Consider the following 13,885-nt stretch of genomic DNA (forward strand, 5'->3'; position numbering starts at 1 on the left):
CATCATGGATATAAATCAATTAACGCAATTTTGGGCAAAAGCCGCCGTAGAGAGGGTGGATTGGATAAAACCTTGGGATACTATTTTAACCGGTGATCTTGAGCAAGGTAATGTTAGATGGTTTGCCGGTGGCCAATTAAACGTTGCAGCCAATTGTATAGACCGGCATTTAGCCAATAAAGCGACTCATCCCGCCATCATTTGGGAAGGAGATGATCCTGCGCAGTCTAGAACCCTTAGTTTTACTGAGTTGCATCAAGAAGTATGTAGGATGAGTAATGTTCTTAAGAAACTCAACATTAAAAAGGGTGATGTCGTGAGCATTTATTTGCCCATGATCCCAGAAGCTGCCATTGCAATGCTAGCTTGCGCGCGTATCGGGGCAATTCATACGGTAATTTTTGCAGGTTTTTCAGCCCATGCCTTGCGGCAACGATTAATAGCCTCAAAATCTGCCTGTTTAATTACCACCGATAGTTTCCAACGTGGCGGTAAAACAGTTGCGGTAAAAGCCCAAGTCGATGAGGCGGCGACAGGGTTAAACCTAAAGACTCTAATCATTAAACACGGTGAACAGGCGTTAAATCTTAAGGAAAACGAAGGGTGGTGGCATGAATTAAAAACGCAAGTGGACCCTCTATGTCCTCCAGAACCCATGGAAGCAGAGGATCCCCTCTTCATCTTATATACGTCAGGAAGCACCGGCCAACCCAAAGGAGTAGTCCACACCACAGGCGGTTATTTAGTGCAAAGCGCTTATACCCACCAGCATATTTTTGCATGCCAAGACCAAGAAGTCTTCTGGTGCACTGCCGATATTGGCTGGATTACTGGCCATAGTTATGTAGTTTATGGTTCTTTAGCTAATGGGATCACCACCTTAATCTATGAAGGGATTCCCACGTGGCCCAACCCAGATAGGAACTGGCAAATTATTGATAAACACCAAGTGTCCGTATTCTATACGGCTCCGACAGCCATTCGGGCTTTGATGAAAGCGGGTGATCAATGGCTTGATTCGAGTATGCGAAACTCCTTGCGCTTATTAGGCAGCGTAGGAGAACCCATCAATCCTGAAGCCTGGCAATGGTATTATCAAAAAGTTGGGAATAATAAGTGCCCTATAGTTGACACTTGGTGGCAGACTGAAACAGGAGCCATCATGCTAAGTCCGCACCGCCAGGAAAGTGTCAATAAACCCGGCGCGGCAAGACACCCTATTCCGGGCGTTATACCGGTGTTATTAGATGATCACCACCAAGAATTAACTGGACCAGGAGAAGGCTTTTTAGCCATTAAATATCCCTGGCCCTCTATGGCAAGAACCATCGCGGGCGATCATAAACGCTATTGCCTGACCTATCTTTCTCACGGTTATTATATCACTGGTGACGGTGCACGAAGGGATGAGGACGGTGATTATTGGATTACTGGTCGCGTAGATGATGTAATCAACGTTTCTGGCCACCGCTTAGGAACTGCTGAAATAGAAAGTGCTCTCATCACCCATCCTGCAGTGGCTGAAGCGGGCGTAGTCGGAATGCCCCACGAGCTAAAAGGACAAGGGATTTACGCCTTCATTGTGTTAAAGCAGCATGCCAAAACCAATGATCAACTAAATGCGGCTTTAATTAATACCGTTAAAGAAGTCATTGGTCCTATTGCGAAACCCGATGTTATCCGTATTGTTAATGATCTTCCTAAAACGCGCTCGGGAAAAATTATGCGCCGTATTTTGCGTAAAATTGCTTGCAATGAAGTAACTACAATTGACGATCTTGGCGATCTATCTACCTTAGCCGATCCCAATATAGTCCAAGAACTCTTAGATAAAAATAAGTCTTAGTAGAAAGAGCCGGGCTCAACTAATGCTGAGCCGGCCAAATTAAGCTTATTCGCTTTCATTAAGCCCAAACCAACTATTCAGTTGTTGGATTAAGACATCGAGGCCTTCCCTATTTACGGAAGAAAAGGCTTGGACACTAATCAAATGAGTGGCTAAATCATAATATTTCCGTACTTTAAAAACGGCATTTTTAGTATCACTTTTACTGAGCTTATCAGCTTTAGTTAATAAAATATGTACTGGCAATTCACGGTTTAAAGCCCAGTCAGCCATCATTAAATCTAATTCTTTTAGGGGATGACGAATGTCCATCAATAAAATCAGCCCTTTTAAGCATGTACGGACTTCTAAATAATGGGCAAGGTGCTTCTGCCACTCTTCCTTAACGCTCATTGGCACTTTTGCATAGCCATATCCTGGCAAATCCACTAAGCGACGCTCCTCATCAATAGAAAACAAATTAATTAATTGCGTTCTACCGGGAGTTTTACTGGTGCGAGCTAAATTTTTAATTCCGGTTAAACAATTGAGGGCGCTTGATTTACCTGCATTAGAACGACCAGCAAAAGCGACTTCATAACCGGAATCATCGGGTAAATGAAGCACGCGCGGTGCGCTTTTTAAAAATACTGCCTTAGAATATGGATTGATTAACATAGATAATATTTTATTTGGGAATTTAGCGACAACAGTGTACCATTAATTTAACAATTTATATATCCACTTAACCTCAAGATAGTCCCTGCTGCCTTTAGCTTGATGATGATGAACAAATTATTTTTTATTCTATTGCTTTTTTCTACTGCCGTTTTCGCCGAAGATAAGCGTATACTTTGCACTGCCTGCCATGGCCCTGAGGGCATTAGCCGTAATCCGGAATGGCCAAATATCGCCGGACAAAACAGCAGTTATTTTACTAAGCAACTAAAGGATATGAAAGCGCGAACTACCCGAGATCCTGGGACTATGGCTGGAATAGTTGGAGCCTTAACGCAACAAGACATAGATGACTTGGCGGCATATTATGCTAAAATGCCTGCTGCGCAAGGTATAACTGCGAAGCAATTCTTACAACGAGGCCAGCAGCTCTATCGAGGCGGTGATAGGAGTAAAGGAATCCCTGCCTGTATTGCTTGCCATGGTCCCAAAGGGGCAGGAAATAATTCAGCAGGTTTTCCCCAAATAGCTGGTCAGCATGCAAATTATACTATCGCGCAACTGATTGCGTTTAAAGAAAAAAAACGCACTAATGATTTAAATCACATTATGCAAGATATTAGTGCTCGAATGAGTCAAGAAGATATTGAAGCTGTAGCCCATTATATTGAAGGTTTATATTAAGGAAGGTTTATGTTAAGAAAATTAGTCGGTCTTGTAGTGCTCATCCCAAGCCTCGTTTTTGCGGCAGACTTTGTAGAGGGCAAAGATTATAAGGTGGTCGCACCAGCTTCCATCGAACAAAATAAAATGCCAATGGTCACGGAGTTTTTTAGTTACGGCTGTCCATGGTGCTACCGCATTGAATCTCCTTTTGCCCAGTGGTCCTTGAATCTCAATAAAAATGCCACCATTAATAAAGTACCTGTTGTCTTTCAGCCGAACTGGGATTTATATGCCAAAGCCTTTTATACGGCAAAAACGCTAGCCCTCTCTGATAAATTAAACCCGATGTTATTTAAAGCCATCCAGGATGATAAAAAACTCAATTCAAAACAAGACATGATTAACTTCTTTGTCGCTAACGGCGTCGATCGTGAAATTGCAAAAAGTGCGTTTGAAAACTCGCCTACTATTGATATGCGGGTTAAAAATGGCATGGAATTAATGGCTCATTATCAAATCAATGCCGTTCCTGCTTTTGTAGTAAATAATAAATATAAAACTGATTTACAAATGGCGGGAACTCCAGAGCGCTTATTTGAGATAATGAACTACTTACTCAAAAAACCCGCTTAATTGTGCCCAGGCTAGGTAATTTAGTGTTTACAAGCCTTGGCGGTAGGGGCTGTGCCCCACCGTATTCCTAGGCTAAATGTTCCCGGGATTTTCTAAACTTAAAATCCCGGTATTAAAATCGTAAGCAAAAATTTCGGCGTAACGCCCCCAATCAATCATGGTTCTTAATACCCGTTCTGCTTCTTTATCACTGAGATAGTCTTCTAGTTTACTTAAAAAGCGCTCTTCTGAAACACGATGGCCGGTTTTCTCATCAAGAACGCGACTGATATAACGGGCTAAGGGTACTTTTTCTAAGAGGCGTTGGGCAAATAATTGCTTGCGCTCTTGCAGATCAGCCTCATAAAATTGCTTGCCTAAGTCGCTTAACTGAATATCGCCTGCAGAGACCTTAGCAAAGCCTAAAATTTCCAGGGTTTCTAAAATGGGGAATAAATCATCGATATTCATCATTAATTCATCCGCCAATTCAGGCAAGTCAATACGCTCTTCAAAAGAAATCATGGTTTCAATAAGACCTGATAACTCAGAGGGCTCCACATCCGGTAGGCGATAACCTAAGCCAATTTGCCGTTCGCGTTGGGCCCGTTTGGCTTTTTCTTTGGGGCCGGTAGTCATTAAGGTGTAAATTTTATCGACTAGGGCTCTAAATTCTGGTGACTCGGGATCGCGTGGTTGCGGTAAGGTCACTGGTAACTCGGCCCGGATGTAACCGGGATCATTGCCAAAAATGACGATGCGATCCGCAAGCGTTGCTGCTTCTTCGATGTTATGGGTAACTAATAGAATACCGTTGGTATTGGTTTTCTTTTCCTTCCACAACTCTAATAAGTCGGATTTTAAGTTCTCCGCCGTCAACACATCTAAAGCCGAAAAGGGCTCATCCATTAATAATACATCTGGGTTAATAACCAGCGCGCGAGCAAAACCCACCCGTTGACGCATCCCGCCGGATAACTCCTTGGGGAAGGCGGATTCAAAGCCATCCAAACCGATAATATCAATCGCCTCAATAGCCCGATGCCTCCGCTCATCGCGATGAACCCCTTGGGCCTCTAAACCTAGCTCTACATTTTCCAATACATTCAGCCAGGGCATTAGCGCGAAGGATTGAAATACCATCGCAATACCTGGGACTGGACCCCTTACCGGATTACCGCGGTACGTTACCGTACCGCTAGAGGGGGAAATTAAACCAGCAATGATCCGCAATAGAGTTGATTTACCTGAACCTGACTTACCTAATAAAGCAACAATTTCACCTTCATATAATTTGAAATTGACTTCTTCAAGTACCAATAAATCTTGGGTGCTTGCTTTTTTAAAGGACTTCGTCAAATGCTCAATAGTGATGATAGTATCAGACATAGATATCTCAATTAAAATTAAACCGTTCTTCAGCTAAACGATATAAAGGCCGCCAAATCAAATGGTTAAAGGCTAAAACATAAACACACATCATAGCCGTTCCTAAAGCAATTTTGGGGAAATCTCCAGCGGTAGTACTCATTTGAATATATTCACCTAAACCGGTGGCTTTTAAAGTGACATTACCCCAACTTACTAATTCAGCGACAATACTGGCATTCCAAGCACCACCAGCGGCTGTTATTGCCCCCGTAATATAAAAGGGAAAAATTCCAGGCAAGGCTAAGCGTTTCCACCAAACCCAGCCTTTTAGGCCAAAATTATCTGCTGCTAAATAGAGATCACGAGGAATACGTGAGGCACCAGCAATCACATTAAATAAAATATACCATTGCGTACCTAAAATCATGAGTGGAGTTAGCCAAATTTCCACATTTAAATGGAACTCAACAATCATAATTACAAATAAAGGGTAAAATAAATTAGCTGGAAAAGCTGCCAAAAATTGAATAATGGGCTGTATTCTCTGCGCAATACGTGGTCGCAACCCTATCCATACCCCCACCGGAATCCAAATAATAGAACTAAGCACTACTAAAATAATAATCCGCGTGCCCGTTGCCGCCCCCAGTAAAAAGACATGGAGGATATCCCGCACTTTTAATTCGGTTAAAATAAAACTTACTAAGAACCAGCAACAAGCGACAATAATAAGTCCTACACCGAAATTCCATAAACGGTCAATGCGTTTTTGGCGTTTAAAATCAATTTCTTGTATGGCCTTAAGTTCACTAAAACGCAACCAACGCGCATTAACAAAATAATCTTTGAAATGTCCAATACGATGAGTTATCCGCTTTATTAAGCGACTCCCACGTATTAAGTCAATTAACCAGGATTGACTCTCGGTTTCATCGGGAGATTTCTCAACCTTAAATTTTTCTGACCAAGCGATTAAAGGGCGGAATAAAATTTGATCGTATAAAAAGATAACTATCACCATGGTTAAAATAGCATAACCGACGGCATAAAGATTTTTTTGCTCAATAGCCAAAGCAATATAAGAACCTACTCCAGGCAGGCGAATATTTTGATGCGCAACCGAAATAGCTTCCGATAAGACCACAAAAAACCAACTGGCAGACATGGAGATCATCATGTTCCAGAGTAGGCTAGACATCGAAAAAGGAACTTCCACCTTCCAAAAGCGCTGCCATGCAGAAAGTTGAAACATGGCCGAAACTTCTTTTAAATCATGAGGTAAGGTTTTTAAGGACTGATAAAATCCAAAAGTCATATTCCAAACTTGAGCACAAAAAATAGAAAAAATGGACGCACATTCAGGTCCCAGCAAACTATTGGGGAATAGATGAATAAATCCGGTAACCGTTATGGATAAAAAACTTAAGACAGGAATCGATTGTAAAATATCAATTGCCGGAATGATTATTTGCTCGGCGCGTCTATTTTTTGCCGCTAAAGCGCCAATAATAAAGGTGAATAAAATCGAAAAAATTAAAGCAATAAACATTCTTATTACGGTGCGCAATGCATAAAAGGGAAGATTAGCAGGAGCTAAAGAAATCGGGATCTGATCCCCTAATTGGTAAGGTGTGGCCATCTGCGAACCCGCCCAACCCAAAAAAAACAATAAAGAAAAGGTTAAAATAAGTAGCAGAATGTCCCATCGATTAATAAATCGCCCGACCTTATCCGAATTTACAAAGTAAAAGCGATTATCACGCAACATAGCAAAGCACCAATTTAATGAGTTTTCTCTCCATTTATAATGAGGGGAAGCTCAATAGAGAGTAGATATTTATTTTGTTAAAAGATAAAGAATAAAATAGCATAAATCACTTTTTATCGATACCCAAAGCGAGGATTGCAATCTAACTTGAAAAAATTATTTTTTTTGTGAACAAAAAATGAACTTTTATATAATTTGGGTGTCTAACACTATGAGAGCATTCTCCCCCGAATGCTCGACCCCGCTTTCCCCTCTTTATGCGGGGTTCGTGTTTGAATGCTTCACATTCAGGCACATGATTCCCCCGGTATTAAAACCGGGGATTTTTTTGTCGCTAAAAAATCGCTACACTAAAATAAATAATTATTGTTCAGCGAGAATTAAGATGAAAATTAAACTAGTTTTTATAGGGCTGCTTCTAACGTTTAATGCTGTTTTGAGTTACTCAGCACCCGATAATGTTGCGTTATTAGTTTGGGCTAATGAAGCGATAGTTTCGACCTATACCACTAACTATAAAACGTTTGCGCAAGATCAAAAGCGCCTTGCCCAATATTTCACTACTGAGGGATGGATAGCTTACTCTAAAGCCCTTAATGCATCGAAATTACCTGAGGCGATTCAGAAAAATGCTTATGAGGTCAGTTCAGTGGCAAGCGCGCCACCCCAATTAGCAGTTGTAGATCAAAACCATTGGACTGTTACTATGCCCATCCTAGTACAATATAAAAATCCGCAATATCAACAACAACAAAGTTTAAACATTGTCTTGGGAATTACTTTAGCGTCTCCCGGCCAAGGAATAAGGGGGTATGCGATTACGAGTTTAAAATCCAGCGTCACTAAACCGCCTTGTCAATGTATGAGTCAAGAAGAGAGTACACCCGCGCCCTCTAAATAAAACGGCTAGTAATGAGCGCAAGGTGCAAACCAATGAGCATGCCTATCACCACTAATATAGCGGTTAATTTAATAGGCATGGTCACGTCTAGGGCCGATTCTTCGGGTCGATTAGGGTTATAATAAACGTCAATTTCTAAATGATCTTTATAAGCAATCGCGGCCTTATAGGCGATATTACGGGCATATTTGCTATGGGGGTTGTTATGTGCTGTATCCAAAAATAAATAGTGCCCTATTAAATTTTTATCATAAACAAAATATTCGTATTCTACTTTAGGCCAAATAGTGTGTCCCTCGCGCACAAGTTTATAACGGGTAACATGCCCTTTTGCCTTTAGCCAGCCTTGGGCATCAAGCAAAACCTGCCGACTATTCCAAAAATGTTGGAACATCATGAGAAGGATGGAAAGCCATGCGAGATCTAAAAAAGCCCTTCCAAAATTAAATGTCATCATAATTAGCCTAGTTCCTTAAAATTAAAGTATAAATCTATTTCGAAAGAATGTTTAAAAATCAAAGAGGAAACCTCGCAAAATAACTGGCAATATGTATAATCACAAGCATAAAGCAGATAATAAAAGGATTGCCAATGATTGCTAAAACTCCACTCCACGCTGCTCATTTAGCTTGTGGCGCGAAAATGGTTAATTTCCATGACTGGGAAATGCCCCTCCATTATGGCTCTCAATTAAATGAACATCATTTTGTACGAAAGGATGCAGGTTTATTTGATGTCTCCCATATGACAATTATAGACGTTCTTGGTGCAGGTGGCCGTCAATTTCTTCGAAAATTATTAACCCATGATATCGATCAATTAACCCATACAGGCCGAGCCTTATATAGCTGTATGTGCAATGAACATGGCGGAATTATTGATGATCTTATTGTTTATCAGCGCGCATCTGATAATTATCGCCTCGTACTTAACTCGGCAACCCGTGATAAAGATATGGCCTGGATTTGGGATAAAAGCCAAGGTTTTGCAGTAGGTTTACAAGAACGTCCTGAGTTAGCCATGATTGCGGTCCAGGGGCCTAATGCTATTGAAAAGACAAAAAAAATATTGAGCGCTCCGCAATTAGATGCCATTTCCACCCTCACCCATTTTGAATGTGTTGATGTGGAAAGTTGGTTTTTTGCCCGCACTGGATATACGGGAGAGGATGGTTTTGAAATAATTGTTCCGCAAGAAACGGTAGTACAACTATGGAATGATTTGCTTGAAGCCGGCGTCAAGCCCTGCGGTCTTGCTGCGCGTGACACCCTACGCTTAGAAGCAGGAATGTTGCTTTATGGCCAAGATATGGATGAGACTACCACGCCCTTAGAGTCAGGCCTCGGCTGGACAGTCACCTGGCAACCTGAAGATCGCGGATTTATTGGAATGGGGGCTTTATTTTCCCAGAAACAACAAGGTGCAGCACGTAAATTGGTAGGCCTTACCTTATTAGAAAAAGGGATTATGCGACCGGGGCAAAAAGTTATTATTGAACAATGCCCTGATGGAATCATTACCAGCGGCACTTATTCGCCGACTTTAGAAAAATCGATAGCGCTCGCGCGGGTGCCGGTTGGCGTCGGCAGTGAAGTCTTGGTGGATATACGAGGCAAATTAATTCCAGCAAAGGTGGGCAAACCCCGTTTTGTGAAAAATGGTACCGCACTATAAGTTAAAAATAATAATAAAGGATATGGAAATGAATGATTTGAAATACACTAAAACCCATGAATGGCTAAAAGAAGAACAAGACGAAGTGATTATCGGCATCACTGAGCACGCCCAGCAATTGTTAGGGGATATGGTTTTTGTTGAACTCCCTGAAATTGGCGATACGGTTGATGCGGGTGATGAATTAGGAGTCGTAGAGTCAGTCAAAGCCGCTTCGGATTTTTATGCCCCTATTGCGGGAACAGTTACCGCGATTAATGAAGCCGTAGTAGCTGAGCCTTCTATCGTCAATAACGACCCCTACCAAGCAGGCTGGTTAGTTAAATTAAAGCCCAGTCACCCCCAAGAAATTAATAATTTATTAACTGCTGAACAATATCAAAATGAGATAGCTGAGGAAGAATAATATGCCTTATATTCCACACACGCCTGAAGATACCGAAAAAATGTTGCAGGCCATTGGGGTTGAAAAACTAGAACACTTATTTGATGAAATTCCTTCATCATTACAATATGCAGGTTTTCAAAACATCCCAGCAGGTCTTAGTGAAATGGATATGCTCAAAGAAGCCCATTATCTAGCTAATAAAAACCGTAATGGTATCTGTTTCATTGGCGCAGGCTGTTATGAGCATCATATCCCTGCAGCGGTGTGGGATATTGCCTCTCGCGGTGAATTTTTAACCGCTTATACCCCCTATCAAGCAGAGGCCAGTCAAGGTACCTTACAGCTTCTTTATGAATACCAAACCATGATTTGTGAGCTTACTGGCATGGAAGTGGCTAATGCTTCTATGTATGACGGCGCAACAGCCCTTGCTGAGGCAGTTTTAATGGCTGTTCGGGTTAATAAACACAGCAAGAGCAATAGGGTGCTTATTGCAGGTACAGTGCATCCGTTTTATCGGGAAACGATTGAAACCATAGTACGCAATCAACATATTGAATTAATCAGCCTGCCTTTTGATCCACAACAAGGAATAACTGCTCTATCCGCTTTAGAGCACTACAATGAGGAAGATATCACTGCCTTAGTTATTGCCCAACCTAATTTTTTTGGTTGCCTAGAGCAAGTAGATCAATTAACCGATTGGGCCCATAATCATCAAGTTGTTAGTATAGCTTGTGTTAATCCCGTCTCTTTGGCGCTATTAAAACCTCCTGGCTTATGGGGGGCGCAGGGGGTCGATATTGCTTGTGGTGAAGGCCAGCCTTTGGGCGCGCCGATGGCCTCAGGCGGACCGTATTTTGGATTTCTAAGTTCTCGTATGGCCCATGTGCGTCAGATGCCTGGCCGTATTATTGGCTGTACGGTAGATAAAGAAGGTAAACGGGGGTTTAGTTTAACCTTACAAGCGCGTGAGCAACACATTCGACGCGCGAAAGCCACGTCCAATATTTGTACCAATCAAGGACTACTCGTTACGGCGGCCACAATTCATATGAGCTTACTTGGTGCTGAAGGACTTAAGCAAGTAGCAACACAATGCTATCAAAATACACATGAATTAGTGGATAGGCTGACTACAATTCCAGGGGTTGAACTCGTATTCAACGCGCCTTACTTTCATGAAGCCTTACTAAAACTTAAGTCTCCGGTAGACAGGGTGTTGAACCAACTTGCGCAGGCAGGAATTGCAGGCGGTTATGCTCCGGCTATCCATTATCCCCATTTAGAAAATACGCTTTTAGTGTGTGCCACTGAAATGAGAACGACTGAGGAAATGGTTCAATTTACTGAGGCATTAACAGCCATCATGACTCAACGAGGTAGCTAATGTTTATTATTCAATTAAAGTACAAAACCTCTATCAATGAAGTAGATAAATACACGCAAGCGCATCGGGAGTTTCTTGATTACTACTATAAACAAGGGCTCTTAGTTGCCTCAGGTCCAATGAAGCCAAGGACAGGCGGAATCATCATTGCTGCAAGTACTGATAAGGCTTATTTGGAGTCAATTTTTAAGCAAGATCCTTTTTACCTGGCCGAAATTGCTGATTATGAGTTTATCGAATTTACTCCAGTAAAGCATCGAGACGAATTAAAAGAACTTATTCAAAAAACGGAAGGGAAATTATGTTGATTTTTGAATTATCTAAAAAAGAGCGTCAAGCAAAAGCCCAAGCTCCAATAATAAAAAAAATGACTTATGAAATTCCCAGTGAATTCCAAAGACAGTCTGCCCCTAAGTTGCCGGCTTGTTCAGAATTGCAAGTAGTACGCCACTACACTCGTTTATCACGTAAGAACTTTTCTATTGATACTAATTTTTATCCCCTAGGATCTTGTACGATGAAGTACAATCCAAGAGGCGTACACAAAGCTGCATCGATAGCCGGTTTTGCTAATCGCCATCCTTTAAATATGGAGCAAGAAAGCCAAGGGTTCCTCGAGGCCCTTTATGGCTTACAAAGCAATATTGCAGAAATCACCGGCATGCCAGGAGTCTCTTTAACCCCCATGGCAGGCTCACAAGGAGAGTTTGCAGGAGTGGCGATGATTAAGGCCTATCATCAATCTCGGGGTGATAGCGCGCGGGATGAAATGCTAATTCCTGATGCAGCCCACGGAACCAATCCCGCATCCGCAGTAATGTGCGGCTTTAAAGTGATTGAAATCGCCACTGCTGCAGATGGCGATATTGATTTAGAGGAGTTGAAAAGCAAACTAGGGCCAAAAACCGCAGGGATTATGCTAACGAACCCCTCCACCCTCGGTTTGTTTATGCGCCAAATCAAAGAAATAGCCGCCTTAGTCCATCAAGCCGGAGGTTTATTATATTATGATGGGGCAAATCTCAATGCCATTTTGGGTAAGGTTCGTCCAGGTGATATGGGCTTTGATGTGATGCATTTGAATTTGCATAAAACGTTTGCTACTCCTCATGGCGGCGGCGGCCCGGGTGCTGGTCCTGTGGCAGTAGGCAAACGTTTAATGCCCTTTATGCCCTTGCCGATTGTGAAAAAAACAGACTCCGGCTACCAATGGGCAACCCGCCAAGACTACCCACAAAGTATTGGCCGTCTATCCTGTTTTATGGGTAACGCCAGTATTTTGCTCCGTGCTTATTTTTACATGACGGTTTTGGGTAAAGAGGGCTTATTACGGGTTTCTGAATATGCCACACTTAATGCAAATTACTTGCTTAAGGAATTAACCAAGCTGGGCTTTAGCCCCGCCTACCCTAAGCGTAGAGCATCGCATGAATTTATTGTAAGTTTAAGTCCGGAGAAAAAATCCTTTGGTATTAGCGCTATGGATTTGGCAAAGCGGTTGTTGGATTATGGCTTTCATGCACCCACTACTTATTTTCCTTTGCTAGTTCCAGAATGCCTTTTAATAGAACCCACTGAAACTGAAAGTAAAGAAGAGCTGGATGCTTTTGTCCAAGCGATGCAGAAAATTAGAGCAGAAGCACAGAGCAATCCTCAACTGTTGAAAGACGCTCCCCACACACTGCCGGTAAAACGTTTAGATGATGTAAAAGCGGCCAGGGAATTAGATTTAAATTATTTTGCTCAAGACAGGAATCAAGCAGTAAACTAGGCTAGGGTTTGGTCGCATCATCCTTGGCTTTCTTGCTTAGACGGCTGTAGACACAATAGTTCCTATGCTGCTTGTGCTACCCACACTGGCTGTATGATGATTTAGATTATTCAATAATTGGCCTAAAAAATCTTGTACCTTAGGCTTATTATCTGCAGACGATTGCCCACCTAATAGGTTAACTAATTTATTAAAGCTATCGTCCAATTTTTGATTGGATTCAGAACTGCTATTGGTATTTAAGGAGCTAATTAAATTTTGCAAATTAGAGAGTAAATTATCATAACCTTTCGTTGCACTTGCAGGAGCGCTAAGCGAACTGTTGTCATTGCTATTTACCTCCGCTCCACCTTGTGACCTTAAAGCGTGAAATAACGAATGCATCAGTTCATGAAGTGCTTGCCCGACTGTATTTTGGCCGTCGTTACTTGCAGAGGTATTAGAACCTTTTGCATCACTAGGTGGTGGAGGGGGCGGTAAGTTGATACCTACACTATTTAAGGCTTGAAAGACATCCTGCATAAAACTATTTGCATTTGCCGGGCTTGAATTAGCTTTTGAGAGATTGGTCACTGCAGAACTACTAGAATAGTTGGTACCGACTGATCCAATAGCCCCAGTGGCTCCTACGCCAGAAATATTCATTGCTACACCTTGAATGGGCAATTAGCGCACAAGCTCATCCTAAATCGCACACTAATAGAATTCTTTTCCGTAATTCAGGGTCACCTCATGAAAAATTTTGAGATAAGATAGTGGTTAAAATAGAATCATCCCATCCAGCATTTTTTCTGAGCCGCTTAATAGATTGCCTTTTCATCTGATTTTTAGTTAATTGAAG

At 41.9% G+C, this 13,885-nt stretch carries 14 protein-coding genes; 9 read left to right on the plus strand and 5 right to left on the minus strand.

The genetic code is table 11. The features are described from left to right. The first annotated feature begins 4 nt into the window (after window positions 1–4). The gene (acs, locus tag ELY15_RS03865) at window positions 5–1,846 is read left to right on the plus strand and encodes an acetate--CoA ligase (RefSeq protein ID WP_127098337.1); all 1,842 of its coding nucleotides are present in this window, start codon (window positions 5–7) and stop codon (window positions 1,844–1,846) included. 45 nt (window positions 1,847–1,891) lie between these two features. On the opposite strand, the gene yihA is transcribed toward acs, so the two are convergent. Beyond that, entirely contained in the window at window positions 1,892–2,503 is a 612-nt protein-coding gene (gene yihA, locus ELY15_RS03870) for a ribosome biogenesis GTP-binding protein YihA/YsxC (protein WP_127098338.1), read from the minus strand. A 108-nt stretch (window positions 2,504–2,611) separates the two neighbouring features. On the opposite strand from yihA, the gene ELY15_RS03875 reads away from it, so the two are divergent. Next, the gene (locus ELY15_RS03875; protein ID WP_127098339.1) at window positions 2,612–3,187 is read left to right on the plus strand and encodes a cytochrome c; all 576 of its coding nucleotides are present in this window, start codon (window positions 2,612–2,614) and stop codon (window positions 3,185–3,187) included. A gap of 9 nt (window positions 3,188–3,196) precedes the next feature. Beyond that, window positions 3,197–3,802 carry a thiol:disulfide interchange protein DsbA/DsbL gene (locus ELY15_RS03880; RefSeq protein ID WP_127098340.1) on the plus strand — a complete coding sequence of 202 codons (606 nt, stop codon included), beginning with the start codon at window positions 3,197–3,199 and terminating at the stop codon, window positions 3,800–3,802. Window positions 3,803–3,874: 72 nt separating this feature from the next. Here the strand turns inward: ELY15_RS03880 and ELY15_RS03885 are convergent, their stop codons facing one another. Continuing rightward, window positions 3,875–5,170 carry an AAA-associated domain-containing protein gene (locus ELY15_RS03885; protein WP_127098341.1) on the minus strand — a complete coding sequence of 432 codons (1,296 nt, stop codon included), beginning with the start codon at window positions 5,168–5,170 and terminating at the stop codon, window positions 3,875–3,877. 7 nt (window positions 5,171–5,177) lie between these two features. Next, window positions 5,178–6,917 carry an ABC transporter permease subunit gene (locus ELY15_RS03890; protein WP_127098350.1) on the minus strand — a complete coding sequence of 580 codons (1,740 nt, stop codon included), beginning with the start codon at window positions 6,915–6,917 and terminating at the stop codon, window positions 5,178–5,180. A 388-nt stretch (window positions 6,918–7,305) separates the two neighbouring features. Here ELY15_RS03890 and ELY15_RS03895 point away from each other — a divergent pair, with 388 nt between their 5' ends. After that, window positions 7,306–7,821, plus strand: a complete 516-nt coding sequence (locus tag ELY15_RS03895; RefSeq protein WP_127098342.1) for a DotI/IcmL family type IV secretion protein — start codon at window positions 7,306–7,308, stop codon at window positions 7,819–7,821. Here ELY15_RS03895 and ELY15_RS03900 read toward each other — a convergent pair. Continuing rightward, a complete protein-coding gene (locus tag ELY15_RS03900; RefSeq protein WP_127098343.1) occupies window positions 7,814–8,278 on the minus strand; it encodes a DUF3592 domain-containing protein in 465 nt (154 codons plus the stop codon). The two genes, ELY15_RS03895 and ELY15_RS03900, sit on opposite strands and share 8 nt — an antisense overlap. 134 nt (window positions 8,279–8,412) lie before the next feature. Between ELY15_RS03900 and gcvT the strand changes: the two genes are divergently transcribed. The 5 genes from gcvT to gcvPB are packed head-to-tail and all read left to right on the plus strand — an operon-like array spanning window position 8,413 to window position 13,044. Next, window positions 8,413–9,495, plus strand: coding sequence for a glycine cleavage system aminomethyltransferase GcvT (gene gcvT, locus ELY15_RS03905; RefSeq protein WP_127098344.1), 1,083 nt, complete (start codon window positions 8,413–8,415; stop codon window positions 9,493–9,495). A gap of 28 nt (window positions 9,496–9,523) precedes the next feature. Then, window positions 9,524–9,901 carry a glycine cleavage system protein GcvH gene (gene gcvH, locus ELY15_RS03910; protein WP_127098345.1) on the plus strand — a complete coding sequence of 126 codons (378 nt, stop codon included), beginning with the start codon at window positions 9,524–9,526 and terminating at the stop codon, window positions 9,899–9,901. A 1-nt stretch (window position 9,902) separates the two neighbouring features. Next, window positions 9,903–11,273, plus strand: a complete 1,371-nt coding sequence (gcvPA, locus tag ELY15_RS03915; RefSeq protein WP_127098346.1) for an aminomethyl-transferring glycine dehydrogenase subunit GcvPA — start codon at window positions 9,903–9,905, stop codon at window positions 11,271–11,273. Next, window positions 11,273–11,581 (plus strand): YciI family protein, encoded by a 309-nt coding sequence (locus ELY15_RS03920; protein WP_127098347.1) that lies wholly within the window; start codon window positions 11,273–11,275, stop codon window positions 11,579–11,581. The genes gcvPA and ELY15_RS03920 overlap by 1 nt, the downstream gene beginning before the upstream one ends. After that, the gene (gene gcvPB / locus ELY15_RS03925; protein WP_127098348.1) at window positions 11,575–13,044 is read left to right on the plus strand and encodes an aminomethyl-transferring glycine dehydrogenase subunit GcvPB; all 1,470 of its coding nucleotides are present in this window, start codon (window positions 11,575–11,577) and stop codon (window positions 13,042–13,044) included. The genes ELY15_RS03920 and gcvPB overlap by 7 nt, the downstream gene beginning before the upstream one ends. A gap of 36 nt (window positions 13,045–13,080) precedes the next feature. On the opposite strand, the gene ELY15_RS03930 is transcribed toward gcvPB, so the two are convergent. Continuing rightward, entirely contained in the window at window positions 13,081–13,689 is a 609-nt protein-coding gene (locus ELY15_RS03930) for a hypothetical protein (protein ID WP_127098349.1), read from the minus strand. Window positions 13,690–13,885 lie beyond the last annotated feature (196 nt).

The organism is Legionella sp. km772 (assembly GCF_003989735.1).
GTDB lineage: Bacteria > Pseudomonadota > Gammaproteobacteria > Legionellales > Legionellaceae > Legionella.